This is a genomic window from Microbacterium sp. NPDC055903 (genome assembly GCF_053615555.1).
In genome coordinates, this window is the sequence record NZ_JBSHCA010000001.1 from 1,199,705 (window position 1) to 1,219,496 (window position 19,792).

The 19,792-nt window shown below is 68.4% G+C and carries 20 protein-coding genes; 3 read left to right on the top strand and 17 right to left on the bottom strand.

Annotation, left to right across the window (positions count from 1 at the left end):
* Positions 1 to 132: 132 nt before the first annotated feature.
* Positions 133 to 1,338, bottom strand: a complete 1,206-nt coding sequence (locus ACWGJP_RS05480) for a trans-sulfuration enzyme family protein (protein WP_452328744.1) — start codon at positions 1,336 to 1,338, stop codon at positions 133 to 135.
* Between the two features lie 113 nt (positions 1,339 to 1,451).
* On the opposite strand from ACWGJP_RS05480, the gene ACWGJP_RS05485 reads away from it, so the two are divergent.
* Both ACWGJP_RS05485 and ACWGJP_RS05490 read left to right on the top strand, forming a co-directional pair.
* The gene (locus tag ACWGJP_RS05485; RefSeq protein ID WP_452328745.1) at positions 1,452 to 1,922 is read left to right on the top strand and encodes an Lrp/AsnC family transcriptional regulator; all 471 of its coding nucleotides are present in this window, start codon (positions 1,452 to 1,454) and stop codon (positions 1,920 to 1,922) included.
* A gap of 75 nt (positions 1,923 to 1,997) precedes the next feature.
* Complete coding sequence (locus ACWGJP_RS05490; RefSeq protein ID WP_452328746.1) at positions 1,998 to 3,692, top strand: AMP-binding protein; 1,695 nt, start codon at positions 1,998 to 2,000, stop codon at positions 3,690 to 3,692.
* Positions 3,693 to 3,782: 90 nt separating this feature from the next.
* On the opposite strand, the gene ACWGJP_RS05495 is transcribed toward ACWGJP_RS05490, so the two are convergent.
* The 7 genes from ACWGJP_RS05495 to ACWGJP_RS05525 all read right to left on the bottom strand — a co-directional run bounded on the left by ACWGJP_RS05495 (position 3,783) and on the right by ACWGJP_RS05525 (position 10,717).
* The gene (locus tag ACWGJP_RS05495; protein ID WP_452329498.1) at positions 3,783 to 4,454 is read right to left on the bottom strand and encodes a cation transporter; all 672 of its coding nucleotides are present in this window, start codon (positions 4,452 to 4,454) and stop codon (positions 3,783 to 3,785) included.
* Positions 4,451 to 4,801: a Cd(II)/Pb(II)-sensing metalloregulatory transcriptional regulator CmtR gene (gene cmtR, locus ACWGJP_RS05500; protein WP_452328747.1), complete on the bottom strand. Its 351-nt coding sequence runs from the start codon at positions 4,799 to 4,801 to the stop codon at positions 4,451 to 4,453. Before cmtR ends, ACWGJP_RS05495 begins: the two co-directional genes overlap by 4 nt.
* A gap of 26 nt (positions 4,802 to 4,827) precedes the next feature.
* A complete protein-coding gene (locus tag ACWGJP_RS05505) occupies positions 4,828 to 6,357 on the bottom strand; it encodes a family 43 glycosylhydrolase (protein ID WP_452328748.1) in 1,530 nt (509 codons plus the stop codon).
* Positions 6,354 to 7,277, bottom strand: a complete 924-nt coding sequence (locus tag ACWGJP_RS05510; protein ID WP_452328749.1) for a carbohydrate ABC transporter permease — start codon at positions 7,275 to 7,277, stop codon at positions 6,354 to 6,356. The genes ACWGJP_RS05505 and ACWGJP_RS05510 overlap by 4 nt, the downstream gene beginning before the upstream one ends.
* Positions 7,278 to 7,281: 4 nt before the next feature.
* Positions 7,282 to 8,220, bottom strand: a complete 939-nt coding sequence (locus ACWGJP_RS05515; RefSeq protein ID WP_452328750.1) for a carbohydrate ABC transporter permease — start codon at positions 8,218 to 8,220, stop codon at positions 7,282 to 7,284.
* A 2-nt stretch (positions 8,221 to 8,222) separates the two neighbouring features.
* Complete coding sequence (locus ACWGJP_RS05520) at positions 8,223 to 9,500, bottom strand: sugar ABC transporter substrate-binding protein (RefSeq protein WP_452328751.1); 1,278 nt, start codon at positions 9,498 to 9,500, stop codon at positions 8,223 to 8,225.
* Positions 9,501 to 9,625: 125 nt separating this feature from the next.
* The gene (locus ACWGJP_RS05525; protein ID WP_452328752.1) at positions 9,626 to 10,717 is read right to left on the bottom strand and encodes a LacI family DNA-binding transcriptional regulator; all 1,092 of its coding nucleotides are present in this window, start codon (positions 10,715 to 10,717) and stop codon (positions 9,626 to 9,628) included.
* A 131-nt stretch (positions 10,718 to 10,848) separates the two neighbouring features.
* Here ACWGJP_RS05525 and ACWGJP_RS05530 point away from each other — a divergent pair, with 131 nt between their 5' ends.
* Complete coding sequence (locus ACWGJP_RS05530) at positions 10,849 to 11,013, top strand: hypothetical protein (RefSeq protein ID WP_452328753.1); 165 nt, start codon at positions 10,849 to 10,851, stop codon at positions 11,011 to 11,013.
* Here the strand turns inward: ACWGJP_RS05530 and ACWGJP_RS05535 are convergent.
* From ACWGJP_RS05535 to ACWGJP_RS05575, 9 genes are all read right to left on the bottom strand, one after another.
* Positions 10,985 to 11,284, bottom strand: a complete 300-nt coding sequence (locus ACWGJP_RS05535) for a hypothetical protein (protein ID WP_452328754.1) — start codon at positions 11,282 to 11,284, stop codon at positions 10,985 to 10,987. The two genes, ACWGJP_RS05530 and ACWGJP_RS05535, sit on opposite strands and share 29 nt — an antisense overlap.
* A gap of 462 nt (positions 11,285 to 11,746) precedes the next feature.
* Complete coding sequence (locus ACWGJP_RS05540; protein WP_452328755.1) at positions 11,747 to 12,646, bottom strand: carbohydrate ABC transporter permease; 900 nt, start codon at positions 12,644 to 12,646, stop codon at positions 11,747 to 11,749.
* 7 nt (positions 12,647 to 12,653) lie between these two features.
* Complete coding sequence (locus tag ACWGJP_RS05545) at positions 12,654 to 13,604, bottom strand: carbohydrate ABC transporter permease (protein WP_452328756.1); 951 nt, start codon at positions 13,602 to 13,604, stop codon at positions 12,654 to 12,656.
* Between the two features lie 2 nt (positions 13,605 to 13,606).
* Positions 13,607 to 14,512, bottom strand: a complete 906-nt coding sequence (locus ACWGJP_RS05550; protein ID WP_452328757.1) for a phosphodiesterase — start codon at positions 14,510 to 14,512, stop codon at positions 13,607 to 13,609.
* A 17-nt stretch (positions 14,513 to 14,529) separates the two neighbouring features.
* Positions 14,530 to 15,282 carry a tyrosine-protein phosphatase gene (locus ACWGJP_RS05555; RefSeq protein ID WP_452328758.1) on the bottom strand — a complete coding sequence of 251 codons (753 nt, stop codon included), beginning with the start codon at positions 15,280 to 15,282 and terminating at the stop codon, positions 14,530 to 14,532.
* Positions 15,279 to 16,625, bottom strand: coding sequence for an ABC transporter substrate-binding protein (locus ACWGJP_RS05560; protein WP_452328759.1), 1,347 nt, complete (start codon positions 16,623 to 16,625; stop codon positions 15,279 to 15,281). The genes ACWGJP_RS05555 and ACWGJP_RS05560 overlap by 4 nt, the downstream gene beginning before the upstream one ends.
* 30 nt (positions 16,626 to 16,655) lie before the next feature.
* Positions 16,656 to 17,795, bottom strand: coding sequence for an ABC transporter ATP-binding protein (locus ACWGJP_RS05565; protein WP_452328760.1), 1,140 nt, complete (start codon positions 17,793 to 17,795; stop codon positions 16,656 to 16,658).
* Between the two features lie 129 nt (positions 17,796 to 17,924).
* Positions 17,925 to 18,827, bottom strand: a complete 903-nt coding sequence (locus ACWGJP_RS05570) for a MurR/RpiR family transcriptional regulator (RefSeq protein ID WP_452328761.1) — start codon at positions 18,825 to 18,827, stop codon at positions 17,925 to 17,927.
* A gap of 73 nt (positions 18,828 to 18,900) precedes the next feature.
* The gene (locus ACWGJP_RS05575; protein ID WP_452328762.1) at positions 18,901 to 19,746 is read right to left on the bottom strand and encodes a metallophosphoesterase family protein; all 846 of its coding nucleotides are present in this window, start codon (positions 19,744 to 19,746) and stop codon (positions 18,901 to 18,903) included.
* Positions 19,747 to 19,792 lie beyond the last annotated feature (46 nt).

Here is a 19,792-nt window from a genome sequence, read left to right on the forward strand (position 1 = left end):
TCCCGTTCCCTGAGCGCGCTTCCCGTTCCCTGAGCCTGTCGAAGGGAACCCTCAGCCAGCACGCGTCGATAGGCTCAGCGAGCGACACTCCCCCGCCGGCACGCTTTGACAAGCTCAGCGAGCAGGCCGCTCTCAGATGCTCCAGACGAGCTCGGCGTCGACCGCACCCGCATCCGCGGGAAGCACCTCGAACGCCTGACGCAGATCGTCGATGAGGTCGTCTGCGTGTTCCAACCCGATGGAGAGGCGCAGCACGTCGGCGGCGGGCCGCGCGTCGGCGGGCACCGGCCGGTGCGTGAGCGCCGCCGGATGCTGGATGAGCGAGTCGACGCCGCCGAGTGAGACCGCGTGAGTGAACAGCCGCACGGATGAGGCCACCGCACTCGCCGCGGCGTATCCTCCACGCATCCGCATCGCGACCATCGCGCCCGTGCCGCGCATCTGACGCTCGAGCAGACCCTGCGGGTCGCCGTCGAGACCGGGGAAGAAGACCTCCTCCACCTCCGGCCGGTCGATGAGCCACTGCACGATGCGGCGCGCGTTCTCCTGCTGTCGCTGCATCCGCACGGGCAGCGTGGTCAGCCCGCGGTGCAGCAGGTAGGCGCCGAGGGGGTGCAGCAGCGCTCCTGTGACGGCACGCACGCGCCGGAGCGCTTCAGCGGTCGGCTCGTCGCAGGCGATCACTCCGGCGATGACGTCTCCGTGCCCGCCGAGGTACTTCGAGGCGCTGTGCAGCGACAGTGCGGCGCCGTGGTCGAGCGGGTTCTGCAGCAGGGGCGTCGCGAAGGTGTTGTCGACGAGCACGGGTACATCACCTGCCTGTGCGACGACCGCCGCGATGTCCACGAGCTGCAGCGTCGGGTTCGCAGGGGTCTCGATCACGACGAGCCCCGTGTCGGCGCGCACCGCCTCGCTCACCTCATCGACGTCGCAGTAGGTGGTCTCGACGCCGAGGATGCTCGACCCGAGCAGGTGGTCGGTTCCGCCGTAGAGCGGACGCACGGCGACGACGTGCCGACGACCGGACGCCGCGCACATCGCGAGGATCGCCGCGGTCATCGCAGCCATCCCCGATGCGAAGGCGACGGATGCCTCGGCGTGCTCGAGCTCTGCCAGCGCCTCCTCGAAGCGGGCGACCGTCGGGTTCCACAGCCGGGCATAGACGTTGCTGCCGCCCTCTGGCGGGCGCCCGCCCGCCGCCATCGCCTCATAGGCGTCGCCTCCGCGCTCGACATCGGGCAGGGGGTTGGTCGTGGAGAGGTCGATCGGAAGGGCGTGGATGCCGAGGGCGGTGAGATCGGAACGGCCGGTGTGGACGGCGCGGGTATCGGCGTGCATGGGTTCATGATTGCTTGGATCACAAGAGGAGTGGTGACTTTCGGCAGGATCCACAAGAATAGACAGCCGATGGACGATTCTCAACGAGAATCCGATCTCCAGGGAGCGATGCATTGCCGATAACGCCGACCCCGCTGGACGAGCTCGACCTCGAGATCCTCGCGGCCCTCAGCATCCGCGCCGATACGACGAACAAGGACCTCGCGCGCCGGCTGAACCTCGCCGAGTCGACGTGCGCGCATCGCGTGCGGTCGCTGCGGGCGCGCGGCGTGATCCGCGACACCCGCATCCGCCTCGACGCCGCGGCCCTCGGCTATCCGCTGCAGGCGATGATCAAGGTGCGTCTCGCCAACCACACCGGCGCCAAGGTCACCGCCCTGTTCGACGCGCTCGTCGCGATCCCCCGCGTGCTGCAGGTCTTCCACGTCGCCGGTGTCGACGACTTCCTCGTGCACGTCGCGGTGCAGGATGCTGCGGCGCTGCGCGACATCGTGCTCGAGCACATCACCGTGCATCCCGTGGTGCGCGGCACCGAGACGCAGCTCGTCTTCGAACTCCGCGACGGACGCGGGCTCGTGGGCTGAGTGCGCGCGCTTCGACAGGCCCAGCGAGCTTCAGCCCGGCAGGCGTCGACGCGCCGAGAGGTGCAGGATGGAGGGATGAGCCGTTCTGCCACCGCCGCCACGACCGCGATCCGCGAGATGCGCGACCACCTCTTCGCGAACGCCACCGACTACGACGCCGCCCGCGCCGGGTTCTCGTGGCCGCGGCCTGCCGAGTTCAACTTCGCGCTGGAGTGGTTCGACGTCGTCGCCGGCGAGCATCCCGACCGCGACGCCGTGAAGATCGTCTCTGCCGACCTGGGCGTGCAGACCTGGAGCTACGCGGAGCTCTCCCGACGCAGCGACCAGGTGGCGAACTGGCTGCTGAGCCTGGGCATCCGCCGCGGCGACCACCTCATCGTCATGCTCAACAACACGATCGAGCTCTGGGAGGTCATGCTCGCGATCACCAAGATCGGTGCGATCTCCATTCCGACGTCGACGCTGCTGTCGGCATCCGATCTCGCCTACCGCGTCGAGAACGGCGAGGCGAAGGCCGTGGTCACGCTCGGCGCCCTCGCAGAGCGGGTCAGGGACGGCGTCCTGCGGATCGCGGTCGGCGACGCTCCGGACGGCTGGGCCGACTTCGCCGACGCGGCGAGCGCGGCCGAGGCCTTCGAACCGGACGGACCGACCCCGGCATCCGATACCAGCCTGCTGTACTTCACCTCCGGCACGACGAGCCGCCCGAAGCTCGTGCAGCACACGCACGTCTCCTATCCGATCGGCCATCTCTCCACGATGTGGTGGCTCGGCGTGCAACCGGGCGACGTGCACCTGAACATCTCCTCCCCCGGTTGGGCGAAGCACGCTTGGTCGAGCTTCTACTCGCCGTTCCTCGCACAGGCGACGGTGTTCGTCTACAACTACGACCGCTTCGACGCGAACACGCTCATGCAGGTCATGGACACGCACCACGTCTCGACCTTCTGCGCGCCGCCGACGGTATGGCGGATGCTCATCCAGGCCGACCTCGGCCGTCTCACCACCCCTCCGCGCGAGCTCGTCGGCGCCGGCGAGCCCTTGAACCCCGAGGTCATCGCCCGCGTGCGCGAGGCATGGGGTTCGACGATACGAGACGGCTTCGGCCAGACCGAGATGACGGCGTGCGTGGGCAACTCTCCGGGGCAGGTGGTGAAGGACGGATCGATGGGCAGGCCGCTTCCCGGTTACCCTGTCGTGCTCCTCGACCCCGTCACGGGGACGCCCGTCGACGACGAGGGCGAGATCGCGCTGGATCTCGCAGAGGCACCACTCGGACTGATGGCCGGGTACTATCGCGACCCCGAGAAGACGGTCGAATCACGGGTCGGCGGCTATCACCACACCGGCGACATCGCCTCGAGGGATGCCGACGGATACCTCACCTACATCGGCCGCTCGGACGACGTGTTCAAGGCATCCGACTACAAGATCTCGCCGTTCGAGCTCGAGTCCGTGCTGCTGGAGCACGACCTCGTCATCGAGGCGGCGGTCGTGCCGAGCCCGGACTCGACGCGGCTCTCCGTCCCGAAGGCGTACGTCTGCCTGCGTTCGGATGCCGGAGACGAGACCGCCGCGGCGAGCGCGATCTACGCCTTCGCCCGCGAGCGGCTCTCCTCTCACCTGTGGGTGCGGATCATCGAGTTCGTGCCCGAGCTGCCCAAGACGATCTCGGGCAAGATCCGCCGAGTGGAGCTGCGCGCCCGCGAGGCCGAGCGGGTGGCGTCCGGGGACCCTGCGCGTCAGCACCTCGACCGCGACCACCGCTGATCGCCCCGCGCCAGGTGTCTCGAACGGCCGGTTCGCCGGCGACGAGGCGGCCATTCCAGACCCCTCCGGCGTTCGGATGCGGGGTGCTGATCAGTGATCGTCCGCGTGGTCGTGCTCCGCGATCTCGCCGGTGAGCATCGCGACCGGAGTGGTGCAGGCATCCCCGCGCCACGCCTCGAGGCCTTCGCGCACGGCAAAGGCGGCGATCACGAGTGCGGCGAGCGGGTCGGCCCAGGTCCAGCCGAAGAGGGCGTTCGCGAGCAGCCCGAGCAGGACGGCCGCCGAGAGGTAGCTGCAGATCAGCGTCTGCTTCGAGTCCGCGACCGCCGATGCCGAGCCGAGCTCGCGTCCTGCGCGCCGTTCCAGCCAGCTCACAACAGGCATCACCGCCAGACTGACCGCCGCGAGGATGATGCCGACCGGGCTGTGGTCGGCATCCCGGATGCCGGTGAGGGAGAGCACGGCGTCGACGGTGACGTACGCCGCGAGCGCGAAGAACGCGACGGCGATCACGCGAAGGGCGGTGCGTTCGCGACGCTCCGGGTCTGGTGCGGCGAACTGCCACGCGACCGCCGCGGCCGAGAGCACCTCGACGAAGGAGTCCAGCCCGAACCCGATGAGTGCTGCGGACGAGGCGACACCGCCCGCGATCAGCGCGATCACGCCTTCGACGACGTTGTAGATGATCGTGAAAGCGACGATCCACCGGATGCGGCGGCGCAGCACGCCGACGCGGGCCTCATCGACGAGCGGGGCGCTCACTCCGCCGACTCCGGACGGCAGCAGGCGCACTCCCGATCCGCGCACGGCGCGCCTTGGTCGACGGCGAGGACCGTCTCGAGCAGCGTGCGGATGCCGAGCGCGATGTGCGGGTCGGCGATCTCATATCTCGTGCGCCTGCCTTCCGGCTCAGCCGCGACGAGGCCGCAGCCTCGCAGGCACGCCAGATGGTTCGACACGTTGGTGCGGGTGAGCTCAAGAGAGCGCGCCAGTTCAGCCGGGTACCCCGGTCCGTCGAGCAGCTCCAGCAGGATGCGAGACCGAGAGGGATCGGCCATGGCACGCCCGAGGCGGTTGAGGACGTCCAGCCGGGACGTAATGGTCAGCACATGCTGACTATACAGTGAGTGCTGACCTAATGGGACTCACTGGCGTCCCCACGGACCGCGTCGTAGCGGACCGATCGGACCCGGTAATCACCGCGGAGCGAGCGGAACCCGACCATCCGCCCGGTGAACCCCCCGGCCACCTCGGTGGAGAGATACCTTCCGTCGAGCCGTCCGAGGCCGTGCGAGCGACCACCCTGCTCGATCGAGAGAATCACGTCATCCGGCCCTCCTGTCGTCGCTTCGACGGTGGCGATCCTCGCACGCACCGCCTCGCCATTCGACAGCTCGACCGGTGCGGCGAGAGCCTGTTCGAGCGAGCCGATGCGCGCCACCGCCACCGCGGAGGAGGACGTCACCCTGATCTCGACCCAGTGATCGTCGTCGAGTCGGAGGATCACACCCGCCTCCGCCTCCATCGGGTCGAGCTCGGCGGTGAACGACCAGAACTCGTCCGTGACGCGGGCCACGACCGCCGTCATCGCGCGCGAGTCTCCGGCGGGGCGACAGACCCGTGCTCCATCGGGTCCCTGCTCGGCGAGCTGACGGTCCACATCCAAACCCGGTGACACCCAACGCGGATCGAGCGGGCCGTCGAAGGCATCCGCGAAGGATCTGTCCACACGGGGGATCGTGTAGACGTCGGCATCCAGCACCGGCCACCCCTGAACCCACCGAACGCCCGCCAGGAACGTCTCGCGACCGTTGACGTGGTACCCGGGTGTGACGCCCCGAGGGCGGACCGCGAGATACACCGCCGCCCACTCGCCGTCCGCCTTCTCTACGAGGTCGGCATGGCCCGTGTTCTGCACCGGATGGGCGGTGCTGCGATGCGTGAAGACCGGGTTGCCGGGAGCGGCGGCGAACGGCCCTCGCGGGCTCCGCGAGCGCGCCATGGTCACCGCGTGTCCCCGCTCGGTGCCGCCCTCCGCGATGACGAGGTACCACCACCCGTCCCGGAAGTAGAGATGCGGCGCCTCGGGAAACGCCAGACCCGTGCCGTCCCATATCGCATACGGACCATCGAGCACCTCTCCGGTGGCGAGATCGATCCTCGCCTGAGCGATGCCAGGAAGCCGCGGGTCGGTGGAGCAATAGGTCACGAAGCAGTCGTCGCCGTCCCATGCCAGATCCGGGTCGATGCCGATCAGGCCCTCGACTCGGCGCAACGGCGACCAGGGTCCCGCCGGGTCGGTCGACGACGTGAGCACCTGGCCCGTGCCTGCCGTCACATCCGTCGTGATGATCCAGAACCGCCCCTCGTGATGGCGGACCGTCGGCGCGAACACGCCGCCGCTGGACTTGGCGTGCCCCGCCACCCAGTCCTGCTCAGAGGTGAAGGCGTTTCCGAGCAGCGACCAGGAGTGCAGATCGCGACTGTGCCAGACGGGAACGCCGGGCGAGTACTCGAACGAGGAGTTCACGAGGTAGTAGTCGTCCCCGACCCGACAGATGCTCGGGTCGGGATGGAAACCGGGGATGATCGGTTCGAGGGCGGCGGAGACCGCCCCGGCCGCCGCCGGGAGCGGCGGCGAGGCGATTTCGGTCGTGGATGTCATTTGATTCCCGTCACGGCGATGCCCTGAACGAAGTAGCGCTGCAGGGCGATGAAGAGGAGGAGGACCGGCGTGATGACCAGCACGGAGCCTGCGAGAAGCACCCCGTAGTTCGTGGCGTTCTGACCTACCGAGTACAGCGAGAGCGCCACCGGCAGGGTGTACATGCTCTCGGACTGGGCGACCACCAGCGGCCAGAGGAAGTTGTTCCACGAACCGAGGAAGGTCAGGATCGCGAGCGTCGCGAGCGCCGGCTTGCACAGTGGCAGGACGATCGTCGCGAAGATCCTGACCTCGCCGGCTCCGTCGATGCGCGCGGCTTCGATCAACGCATCCGGGATCTCGTTGATGAACTGCCTCATCAGGAACACGCCCATCGGACCGGCCAGGAAGGGCAGGATCAAGGCCGGATAGGTGCTGACGAGGCCGAGATTGCTGATCACCACGAAGAGCGGGATGAACGTGACCACGCCGGGGACCATCAGCGTGACGAGCACCAGGACGAAGAGCAGGCCCTTCCCTGGGAACTCCAGCTTCGCGAGGGCATAGCCGACCATCGAGCAGAACAGCAGCGTTCCGGCGACGGTGAAGAAGGCCACCACCACGCTGTTGAAGAAGAACGTACCGAAGTCCAGACGCGTGAACCAGGTGACGAAGTTGTCCCAGGTGAAGGTCTCCGGCCACCACGTCGGCGGGCGCCGGATGAGCTCCTGCTGGGTCTTCACCGAGCCCAGATACATCCAGATGAACGGGGCCATGGTGACGAGCACCCCGATAGTGAGCGCGGTGTAGGTCACGATCCGCGACCAGCGCGGCGCGCTGCGCAAGGGGCGTCGCCGTGGAGCCCGCCGCCCCTTGGGCGGCGGAGCGGGCTGGTCCGGCAGGGCTTGCGCGACGGCCGCCTCTGAGATCTGCGTAGTCATGCGGTCACACCTTCGAACGGAAGAATCGGAACTGCAGGATGCTGAGCAGGGCGATGGCGATGAAGAGCACGTAGCTCGCCGCCGATGCCGTCCCGTAGTTCCCGAAGCCGAACTCGTTGTACGTGAAATAGCTGATCGACAGCGTCGAACTCAGCGGGCCGCCCTTGGTCATCACGAACGGCTCCTCGAAGAACTGCAGGAAGCCGACGGAGAGCAGGATCGCCCCCAGAAGCAGCGTGGGTCGGAGCATCGGCAACGTGATGCGGCGGAAGCGCTGCCACGGACCTGCGCCGTCGACCTCTGCCGCCTCCAGCACGTCCTGAGGAATGTTCTGGAGCCCGGCCAGGAAGATGATCATGAGCGTGCCCATGTTGCGCCAGACCGCCATCAGGATCATCGCGGGCATAGCCCACAGCGGGTCGTTGAGCCAGTTCGGCCCCTGGATGCCGATGGCCCCGAGGACGATGTTGAGCAGTCCATCGGGCTGTAGGATGAAGCGCCAGACCACGGCGATCGCGACGATGCTCGTCACCACCGGTGCGTAGAAGCCCACGCGGAACGCGGTGCGGAAACGCGTGATGCCGCTGTTCAACGCGACAGCGAGAGCCAGGGCGACGATCATCGTGAGCGGAATGCCGACGCCGACGAAGTAGACGGTGTTGAGGAGGGAACGGACGAACTGCGGGTCCTGGAAGAGCTCGACGTACTGTGCCAGGCCCACGAAGTCCACGCTGAACGGCGTCCGGATGTCGCGGCTGGTGAAGTCGGTGAACGACATCGCCAGCGATGAGAGCAACGGATACAGCATGAAGATCGCGAAGCTGGCGACGAACGGCAGCGCGAAGAAGAACGCGACCCATGCCGTTCGTCGCCGAGCACCCGCCGGGCCCCTGCCGCCGCGACGCGATGGCGCCGCGGCGGCAGGAAGGGTGGAGACGGACATCGTCAGTCTCCGAAGCCGAGCTTGTCGGCTTCGGCCTGGATCACGGCGAGGCCTTCCTCCGCCGTGATGACGCCGAGCATGATCTGCTCGATCTGGGTGTCCGCGGCCGAGGAGATCTCCGGCCATGTGGTCAGCGCGGGCGGCGTCTTCGTGCTCTGCAGCTGCTGTCCGAAGACGGCGGTCATCGCATCATCGGCGAGCGCCGGGTCCTCCCACGCGGACTGCTGAGACGGCAGACCATTGACGGTCTTGTACCACTCGACCTGAACCTCCGGCTCGATGAGCCACTGGATGAGCTTCCACGCCGCATCCGGGTTCTTCGAGTTCTCGAAGACGACGAGATTGCCTCCCGCCGAGAAGGACGTCGACACCCCGTCCGGTGAGGCGGGGATCTGCGCGACGGCGTACTTGTCGGCGAACTCCGGTCCACCTGCGGCGAGGACGCCGGGGATGTCCCACGGGCCGCTGATGAACATCGGCGTCGTGCCATCGATGAAGCGGGAGACCTGGGAGCCGCTCTCGTTGTCGGGATTGGGATCGGCGATGCCCTCGTCGAAGAAGCTCCGGATGTATTCGAGGGCCTCTGCGTTCTCCGGCGAGTCGATCTGCCATTGCGTGCGGTCGGCATCGATGATGTCTCCGCCGTTGGACCAGGCGAAGGGAAGGTTCCCGATGAACGAGTTCCAGCCGGCCGCGGGCAGGGTGACCCCGTAGTCGGCGCCGTTGTCCTGGAACGCCTTCGCGAGGTTCTTGAAGCCCTCCCAGTCCGTGGGGAACTCGTCGAAACCGGCCTGCTCCATCAGATCCGTCCGGTAGAAGAGCACCCGCGTCTCGACGTACCAGGGGACACCGAACTGGGTGCCGTCGAGGTCGGTCGTCTCGAGCGCGACCGGGAAGATGTCGGAGGTGTCGAGCTCTGCGGGGGTCGGCAGCAGCGCAGACCCGAAGGAGGCCATCCAGTCGGAGCCGAGCATGCCGATGTCGGGAGTGGTGTTCCCGGCGACAGCGGTCTGGTACTTGTTCTGGGCCGAATCCCAGGGCACGGGCGTGACCTCGATGTCGACATCGGGGTTCGCCTCTTCGAAAGGTGCGAGGAAGTCCTTGAGCGCCTCCCCCTCCGTTCCCTGCGCCCAGATGGTGAGCTCCCCTGTGGCGGGGCCGTCGCCCAGCTCGACCGGCGCGGTCGTGTCGCCGGTGTCGTCAGCACGCCCGCAGCCGGAAAGCAGCAGGGCTGCCGCAGCGGTCATGGCGACCGTCGCGGTGATGCGGTGTCGGATCATCGTTGTTCCTACTCGTTTCGGGATAGCGGCGAGCCGCTCGACTCTGTTGTCGAGTAAGAATCTAAGCGCATAACATTCTGCGCGCAAGACGATGAAGTAACAGTCGGATCACGGCGCGGTGGCGCTCAGCATCCGCAGGAGCTCCCGACCCACAGCGCAGAAGGAAGCGTCTCGTGCCGATCGGCGGCGGCATCGCCGCGCAGGGCTTCCAGGAGGATCTGGACGGCCACCCGCCCCACGGCCTCCATCGGCTGCCGCACCGTCGTCAGCGTCATTGCGCCGAGCCGCCCCGCGATGATCCCGTCGAACCCGGTCACGATGATGTCACCGGGGACCCGCAACCCTGCCGCTTCAAGCGCGCCGATGGCGACGAGCGCCTCCTGGTCCGTGGAACAGATCACCGCATCCGGTAGCTCGCCACCGTCCAGGACGGAGCGGATCACATCGACCGTCGACGGATCGTCGCCTGGATGGCTGGCTGACGGTGGCGGCACCGCGACGCCTGCCGCGCGCAGGGTCTCGGAGAACCCCTCGTACCGCGCCTCGAACTCAGGGGTGCTCAAGGCACCCACGTACAGGAAGCTTCGCGCGCCGTGGGAGACCAGCACGTGCTGGACGAGCTCGACCATCGCCGTTCTCTGGTCGACGAAGACGGTGTGCATGCCGGGTCGCCGCACCGTCCCACCCAGTTCGACGACGGGAAGACGCGCGCTCACCTGCGCCAGTGCCTCGCCCGGAGCCGCACCAGCGAAGGCGATCAAACCGTCGACCCTGCCTGCGACGTCCACAACGTCCGGCAACTCAGAAGGGTTGCCGGCACCGAGCATCAGCGCATAGCCGTTCCGTCGGCATTCCAGCTGCACGCCGCGCTGCACCTCATCGGAATAGAGGGGGAACAATCGAGCATCTGGAACAGCCAGGGAGTGCGCGACGACGTCGCCGCCCTCCTGCAACGAGATCTCCAGCTGCGGGTCCAGCAGGTAATCGAACGAATAGAGACCGAGCGCGCCGGTCTTGCCCCTTGCCAGCCCCCGCGCGCTCGCGCTGGGGACGTACCCCAGGCTCTCCGCCGCAGCCAGCACAGCAGCGCGCGTCTGCGGCTTGACCCGATCCGGCTTCGAGTAGGTGAACGACACGGTCGCCGTCGACACCCCTGCGAGACGCGCGACGTCGTACACGGTGGGGCGTTTCGCGGAACGGGCTGCCGAGGTGGTCATGACCTGAGTCAGAGTACAGGCGAGACCGGTCTACGACGACCACTCCGCACTACACACCCTCGGACGGGTACCGCCAGTACCTGTAACACCGCAGACTCCCTCCGGTGACGGATGCCTGGTGGACTGGCTGCATGACGGCATCCCTCGGCGAACGCATCCTGCGCACGCTCTCGACCCTCGCGCCGAACCCGCCCGGGCACGCCGCGGTGGCCGAAGCGCGCCAATGGGATGCGGTGCTCGAGAGCATCGCATCCCCCCGCGAGGAGGTCAGCCGACCGGCGTCACACGGCGCGTGAGCGACTGGACGAGCATCCTCGCGATCGCGCCGACGACGAGCGCCACGGCGAGCGCGGCACCGGAGACGAGCAGCGGCGTCCAGTCCCTCGCGAAGGATGCCGCGACGCTGAGCATCGCCCCCACGATCCACCCGCCGACCGCCATGCCGACCGCACCGGCGCGCCCCCACGCCATCGCGATCACGACGATCACCGCGCACAGCGCCGCGATCGCGGCCCCGAACATCCCGATCGGCACGAACACCTCTGTCAGGTCCCTGACCACGCTCACCGATGTCACCACCACAGCACCCCCCGATGCACTTGCTCCGTACCTCAACGCTACGGTGCCGGATGGGGCCGCGGTATCCCCCGAAAGGAGGACAAATCGTCATCCTCGGGATGTATCCGGCGTGCTTCTCCGTTCCCTGAGCCCGTCCCGTTCCCTGAGCCCGTCCCGTTCCCTGAGCCTGTCGAAGGGGACCACCACGGGGAACCGCGCCTCGACAAGCTCAGCGAGCCGGCGAGAGCGAACCGGGCGACGCCGGGTTCGAGGAGGGCGGAGGGATGCCCGCGGAGCGAGCATCGGGGTGCCGCGCAGCGGCGGGGCCCCTGCTCTGCGAGCGAAGCGGGCATCCCGCAGCCCGGACGCGCTTCGACACGCTCAGCGGGCTTGAAGGAACTGCGCTTCGACAAGCTCAGCGAGCCAACGGAAACGCGCTTCGACAAGCACAGCGAGCCCAGGAGCCGAGGGCTACTTCAGGCCGGAGCGGACGAAGGCATCCACCACGTAGCGCTGCAGGAAGATGTAGATCAGCAGCACCGGCACGCAGGCGAGACCCGCGGCCGCCATCGTCGCACCCCAGTTGTCGCCTTCCGCGGTGAGGAAGCTGCGCACGCCCACCTGGATGAGCGCGTCGCCCTGACGCATGATCAGCGACGGCCAGAGGTACTCGTTCCAGGCCGAGATGAAGGCCATGATCCCGAGCGCCGCGAGCGCGGGCTTCATGTTCGGCACGACCACCGTCCACAGCGTCGCCCAGCTCGATCGGCCGTCGAGCTGGGACGCCTCGATGAGCTCACGCGGGAAGGCCCGCATGTGCTGCACCATGAGCAGCACCGCGAAGGCACCGGCCAGCTGCGGGATCACCACGCCGCCGATGGTGCCGAGCAGACCCATCTGCGACACCAGCACGTAGTTCGGGATCATCGTCACCTGGAACGGCACCAGCCACGAGCCGATGAAGAGGAACATCAGCGCCTTCTGCCCGACGAAGTCCCACATCGCGAACCCGTAGGCGGCGAGCACCGCGATGAGCAGCTGCGCGACCGCGAGGATCAGGGACATCCCGAACGTGTTCAGCAGCATCCCCGCGATCGGGATCGTGTCCCACACGTAGGCGAAGTTCTCGAAGCTCAGCGGCCACGGCAGGAGCGTCTGGTCCAGAGCATCCTCTGGGGCGCGCAGCGCCGTGGCGAACATCCAGTACACCGGGAAGATGCTGAACAGGGCCAGCAGGACGAGCACGACGTGCCCGACGATCACGGCGCCTGGGCGGCGCGTGCCCACCTCGAGGTCCTCCGTCTTGGACTGCACGCGGTTCGCGGTTCCTTCAGCGGATGCCGGTGGGGCAACGGCGACGAAAGCCATCATGCACCTCTCAGTTGTCGTAGAAGCTCAGCCGATCCTGCAGCTCGAGGAAGAGCAGCGCGATCAGACCGAAGCCGATGAAGAAGATCACTCCGGCGGCGGACGAGATGCCGGCGTCGAAGTTCTGGAAGCCGAACTGGTACAGCAGGTAGTAGATGTTCGTCGTCGAGCCAGACGGACCTCCCTGCGTGAGCAGATCGATGATGGGATACGTCCACTGCGCCGCGAGCAGGATCGTCATGAGCGCGAGGAACACGATCGTGGGCGAGAGCAGCGGCATCGTGATGGTTCGCGTGATGCGACCGAAGCCGGCGCCGTCCAGGGACGCGGCCTGACCGTATTCGGGGCTGATCCCGGCGAAACCGGCCGCGACGACGAGGACGCCGAAGCCGAGCATCTGCCATCCGACGATCACGATCACCGCCCAGATGGCGAGGTTCGGATCGCGGAACACCGTCGGCATGTCGACGCCGAACTGCGCCATCACCGTGGCGAACGCGCCCTGGTCGGCGAACAGCCAGCGCCAGACCGCGCTCGTGGCGACCGGCGTGATGAGGAACGGCACGAAGATGAGCGCCTGGTAGATCGTCCGAGCCCTGCCCTGCACCTGGCGCGAGACGAGGGCGATGACGATCGGCAGCACGAGCGAGAACACCAGGAACGCGCCGATGTACACGACCGTGTTGATGATGGCGGTGTGCAGCTCCGGAAGCTGCGCGACCTCGACGTAGTTGTCGACGCCGACGAAGGTCTTGGGGCTCGTCGGAAGCAGGTTCCAGTCGTAGAACGACAGGAAGAACGTCTGCACGAGCGGGCTGTACGTCCACAGCAGCAGGAAGACCACGCCGGGCAGCACGTAGAGGTACGGCAGCAGGGCGCCGGGGCGGAGGCGGCGCCGCGTGCGCGGGGCCGCCTCCGCCTCTTCGGTCACGGCGTCTGGGACGGTGACGGCGACGAACACGGTTATGCCTGCACGGAGGCGTTGGCCGCCTCGAGCCGTTCCTCGGCGCTCATCTTCATGAAGCCCTCGAGCATCTCCGGCGTCATCTCGTACACGGTCGGGTACTGCCCGATCGGCACGATGGAGTGCAGCACGCGGTCGCCGTAGACGTGCACGAGGTTGTACGACTGGGCGCCGTCCTGACCGCGCGCACCCGGGTACACGACGTTGAGGTCCTGCGTGTAGCAGGTGGCGGATGCCACCGACACCGGGACCCCGGCGAACGTGCTGTGCGTGGAGTAGTGCAGATGGCCGCCGAGCACGCCCCGCACATCCGTGCCGCGGATGACCTCGGCCAGGCGGTCCTGGTTCTTCAGCTCGACGAGCGCGAGCAGCCCCAGCGGGCTCGGCACAGGCGGGTGGTGCAGCGCGATGAGCGTGCCGTCGGGGGCGGGGGTGGCGAGCACCTCTGCCAGCCAGGACAGCTGCTCCTCGGTGATCTCGCCGTGGTGGTGGCCTGGAATGGTCGAGTCCAGGGCGACGATGCGCAGGCCGTTGATGTCGAACACACGGTCGACCGGCTCGCTGTCGTCGGCATCCTGGTCGAGCAGTCCCTTGCGGAACGCGACGCGCTCGTCGTGGTTGCCCATCACCCAGATGACCTCTGCCCCCAGGCGCGCGGCCGCCGGCTCCACCATTGCCCGCAGGCGCTGGTAGGCGTCGGGGCGTCCGGTGTCGGCGAGGTCGCCGGTGAAGACGATGGCCTCCGGCCGCGTGTTCGACTTCTCGAAGCCCTCGAAGAGCTCGGCGAGGTTCTTGTCGGAGTCGATGCGCTCGTGCAGCAGCTCTCCGTCGCCCACGAAGTGCGTGTCGGACAGATGCAGGATGAAGTGGTCGGGGGCGGGGAACTGCCCGTCGAAGTCGGTCATGGTCGGTCCTCTCGAAATCAGCCGACGAGGACGGCCCGCAGGCGGTCCAGTTCGGTCGTGGTCATTCCCTGGGCGATCAGGTAGTCGCGCATGGATCCGTGCTCTGCATCGATGCGCTGCAGAAGAGCGTCGATCACCTCAGCCGGGCTCGCTGTGACGATCTCGACGACGGCGGGGTCGAGATCGCCTGCCTCGGCGCCGTAACGCGCCAGCATCCGGTCCGCCCACTCGCCGCGGAGGTTGTCCGCGGTCTGGGCGTAGTCGGCCACGACCTCGTCGCGATCGACGCCCGCCGCCGTCAGCGCGAAGGCGATGACGAGGCCGGTGCGGTCCTTGCCCGCGGTGCAGTGCACGAGCACGGCCTCGTCGTCGGCCGCTTCGGCGATCACGCGGATCGCCTCGACGAGGTTCGCGCCTCGCTCGTCGACCATGTGGTCGTACACGGGAGCCAGGCCCACCTTGAGGTCGAGCTGCGCGGCCGGGGCGGCCTCGTCGAAGACCGGCAGGTGGTGCACCGTCACCTCGAGACCGTCCAGGCTGCTCGGTGCCGTGCGCAGCTCATCGCTGCCGCGCAGGTCGACGATGTGCGCGATGCCGAGATCGGCGAGCAGGGAGCGGCCCGCATCGTCGAGGAGGTGCAGCGCGTCGGAGCGGAACAGCTTGCCCCAGCGCGAGGCGCCTTCTCCTGCGGCGTAGCCGCCGGTGTCGCGGAGGTTGTAGACGCCGGGGACGACGTGGCGACGGACGGGGGTCGCGTCTGCGATGGTCATTCGATCAGCCCCTGTGCGCGCTCGGCCGCCTCCTGAAGGGTGGCTGCCGGGTCTGCGCCGTAGAAGATCGACTCCTCGATCGCCGTGGCCAGCACCGTGTCGACCTGGGCGTAGCTGTCGCCCGGGTACGAGATCCACGGCTCGAGGGCGTCGAGCTGCTCCAGGTTCGGGGTGACCAGCGGGTTGGCCTGCACCCAGTCGTAGAGCGAGCCGCCCTCCTCGGTCAGCGTGCTGCGCAGCGGCAGGTAGCCGATCTCCGTCGAGATGATCTCGTAGGCATGCGCGCTGGTCATCCACTGGATGAGCTCCCAGGCGGCCGCCTGCTTCTTCGGGTCGGTGGAGAACATCGCCAGGAACGAGCCCGAGTTGGTGGGCACGACGGCCTGGTCGCCGAACGCGGGCAGGGTGCGGGCGTTCAGGGTCCATCCGCCGGACTCCGCACCGCCCATGAATGCGCCCTGGAGGGCGGAGGTGTTCACGTGGATCGCGGTCTTGCCCTGCGCGAAGGCCTCGTACATCGAGACAGAGTCCTGGTTGGCGAGCACGCCGGCGTCGAACATGTCGCGGAACACCTGGACGGTGTCGATCGCCGCATCCGAGCCGAACTCGATGGTCGATCGGTCATCGCTGAGCACCTGAGCGCCGTGCGAGAGGAACAGACCCTGCATGCACCAGGAGCCACCGTTCACCGTGCAGGTGACGCTGACGGACGGCTCACCGGTGGCCGCGGTGATCTGCTCGCCGACGGATTCCACGGCATCCCAGGTCGACAGGTCGACGGTCGCCGGGTCGAGACCGGCCTCCTCGAACATCGTCTCGTTGATCCACAGCACCGGCGTCGAGAAGACGTAGGGGATGCCGTAGGTCGAGCCGTCCCAGTCGGCGAGCACCTTGGCCCGCTCGTGGTACGGGTACTCGCCGCCGAACGCCTCGTCGAGGCCCTCCTGACCGATGAGGGCGGTGAGATCCTGCGCGCCGAGGGTGGTCGCGGCGAAGTCGAGCTCGTTGAAGGTGAGCTGCGCGACATCCGGCGCGCCGCCGGCGAGGAGCTGCTGCTGCACGCTGCCCGCTGTCGAGGCGGAGCTCGAGGGCTGGGTCTCGACCGTGATGTTGGGGTGCTCGGCCATGAACTCGTCGACCAGGCCCGTGATCGTGTCCGACCAGATGCCGGCGTTGGCGAGGTTGTAGGACTCGAAGGTGATGGTCACCTCGTCGTCCTCGCTGAGCGGGACGAGGCTGCCCGATGCGGTGGTGGCGGCCGTGGAGGTCGCGCAGCCCGCGAGGGCGGCAGCGGCGATGACGGCGAGCCCGGCGAAGCCGGACCGGCGGATGCGATGGTTCATGATCACTCTCTCTGGGGGTGCGGAGCGGGGTCAGGGGACGAGGACGGGCTGGGGGGCGGCTTCCGCCGGGGCGTCGACGGCGTCGCTGACCCATTCGAGACGGCGGCCGGTGGCGCGGTCGAAGAGGTGCACGCGCTCCGGCGCGACGCGGAGCGTGAGGTCGGCGCCGGGCACGACCTTGACCTCACGGCTGGTGCGGACATGCACGCGGGCGGATCCGGCGGTGCAGGTGAGGATCTGCTCGCCGCCGAGGTTCTCGACGATGTCGACGGTGACGGCCAGGCGGACGCCGCCGCGGATGCCGACAGGCGGATCGATCTCGAGGTGCTCAGGGCGGAAGCCGAGCACGACGTCGAGCGCCTCCGACTCCCCCGACCAGAGATCGCCGGCGAGGTCCTCCGCACTCACCGAGATGCGGCCGTCCTGGCCGTACACGGTGGCGTCCACGAGGTTCATCGCAGGGCTCCCGAGGAAGCCGGCCACGAACACCGACTCCGGGCGGTCGTATACCTCCTCCGGCGTGCCGTACTGCTCGATCCGGCCGGCGTTGAGCACGACGATCTTCGTCGCCATCGTCATCGCCTCGACCTGGTCGTGCGTGACGTAGACGAACGTCGCGCCGAGGCGGCGGTGCAGAGCCGTGAGCTCCTGCCTGGTCTGGGTGCGCAGCTTGGCGTCGAGGTTCGAGAGGGGCTCGTCCATGAGGAATGCCTTGGGGTTGCGCACGAGGGCGCGGCCGACGGCGACGCGCTGACGCTGACCGCCGGAGAGCTCCTTCGGCTTGCGGTCGAGCAGATGGTCGATCTCCAGCGACGCGGCGACGTCCTTCACGCGGCGCTCGATCTCGTCCTTGCCCAGCTTCTGCACGCGAAGCGGGAAGGCCAGGTTCTTGAACACGCTGAGGTGCGGGTAGAGCGCGTAGCTCTGGAAGACCATGGCGAGGTCGCGCTTCTTCGACGGCAGCTCCGTGATGTCATCGCCGTCGAGCAGGATCCGCCCCGTGGTGGGTTCGAGGAGTCCTGCGATCATGCGCAGCAGCGTCGTCTTGCCGCATCCGGATGGGCCGAGCAGCACGAGGAAGTCGCCGTCATCGACGCTCAGGGTGATGTCGCGGACAGCCGCGGTGCTCTTGAAGCTGCGGCCGATCCCGCGGAGCTGGATGGTGCCCATGGGTCGCCTCCCGTAAGCGACCTGTCGCGCGGGACTCTCCCGTGGAATTCGCTTACATGGAGAGTTTCAGCAGTGAAAGTGAATTGCCGGGAAACGCCGGGCCAACGGCATCCGCTCCGACGGCGAACATCAGGGGCGCTCGATCGCCTCGCTGTCGTCGGCTTCGCGGTCGACGACGATCGCGCCGAGCTCCTCGCGGATCGCGACCCTGGCCCGCTCCGCGTCGTCGCCGTCCATCCGGTCGGCGACGGCGAGCTGCAGCACGGACAGCAGCAGGTACTGCACGAGCCCCGCGCCGACGGCACCCTGATCCCAGCTCTGGAAGCGCGCGCCGGCGACGAGCATGATGTCGGCGTACTCGGCGAGCGCCGATCGCGAGAAGCTCGTCACCCCGATGACGGTCGCGCCCGCCTCCCGTGCCGCAGCCGCCGCGGCGAGGGTCACGCTGTTCTCCCCGCTGGAGCTCACGACGATGCAGACGTCTCCGGGGTTCAGGACCCTGGCGGTGAGGTGCTGCGTCACGCCGTCGAAGGGGGCCTCGCACGGGCGGCCGTTGATGGTCAGCTTGAGGGCGATGGCCTGCGCCGCGGGGCCGGAGGCTCCCGTGCCGGCGAGCAGCACACGCGGGGCCGCGACGATGGCATCCGCCGCCGCCTCGAAGGCCGCCGGGTCCACCGAGGCCAGAGACGTGCGCAGGATCTCGCCCGCGCCGTCCGCGATGCCCTGCAGCCAGCCGGCCGTGCCAGCCTCGAGGGAGCGCTCCTGGCGCGCCGCCGCGCCGAGATCGCGCACCAGGAGCATCCGCAGATGCTGGAAGCCCTGGAAGCCGAGCGCCTGACAGGTGCGACTCACGGTCGGCGGCGAGGTCTCGGCCGCAGCGGCGAGGTCGGCGCCGGACATCTCCACGACCTCCTCCGGCCGCTCCGCGCAGATGCGGGCCACCCGCTGCGCGCTGGGGATGAGCGAGGGCAGCACGGAGAGGATGTGGTCGATGGTGCCGCCGATCGGCGGCTCGGCGATGCGCGCGTTCATGCTCTCGGGTCTATCACGAGTCGATGCCCGCATCGCGACGCCGAGGTGAACGGCGCGCGATGCGGGCAGGCGATCAGGCGGGGAGGACGATGCCCATGGCGTCGAGGGCGGCCTTGGCCTGTTCCACCTCGAGGAACTCCGGCTCGACGATGCCGATGGGCGCACGGAACACGGGGAGCACGCGGTCGCCGAGCTCCCAGTCCACGATCCCGAGCTGGATCAGGCTCGGGCCGACGACGTCCGGCGAGACGGCGGTGCGGTGCACGAACGCCGTGGACGGTGCGGAGACGACGGTCGCGCCGTCGCGCTCGGTCACCTGGTAGTGGTGCAGGTGGCCGCTGCCGAAGGCGCGGACGTCGAGCTGCGCGAGCACCGCTTCGAGCCGGGGCAGCGAGTCGGGGCCGACGGTGAGGTGGGTGTTCTGGTACTCGGGCTTGTATGCCCAGACCGGCTTGTGCGTGAAGAACGCGACCGTGCGCGGACCGATCTGCTCCGGAAGCGTCTCGATCCATGCCCACTGCTCGTCTTCCTCGGGGAGGCCGGAGTCGAACAGCTCGCTGTTGACGCCGACGACGGCCCAGCCGTCGACGATCTCCAGGAAGCGGTCGTCGCCGAAGTGCGCGCGGTGCGCGGCGATGCGCTCGCTGGTGACCGGCCGGTCGCCGAACGGGTCCTCGCCCGGCTCGCCGACGTCGTGGTTGCCGGGGATGATGCGCAGGGGCGCCGTGATGCCGGCGAGCACTTCGGAGGCGGCGACGCGGTCGCGCTGCTCGTCGGGGTCGAGGATCATGATGTCGCCGGTGTGCACCACGAGGTCCGGCTCCAGCGCGTTGATCAGCTCGACGAATCGGGCCGCGTTGTCTGTCGGGCTGCCGCCGAGGTGGCTGATGTGCGTGTCGGTGATCTGGACGAGTTTCATGGCCTGCTCCGCATCGAGGTTCGTCGGGGATGGGTGTCGCGGGTGC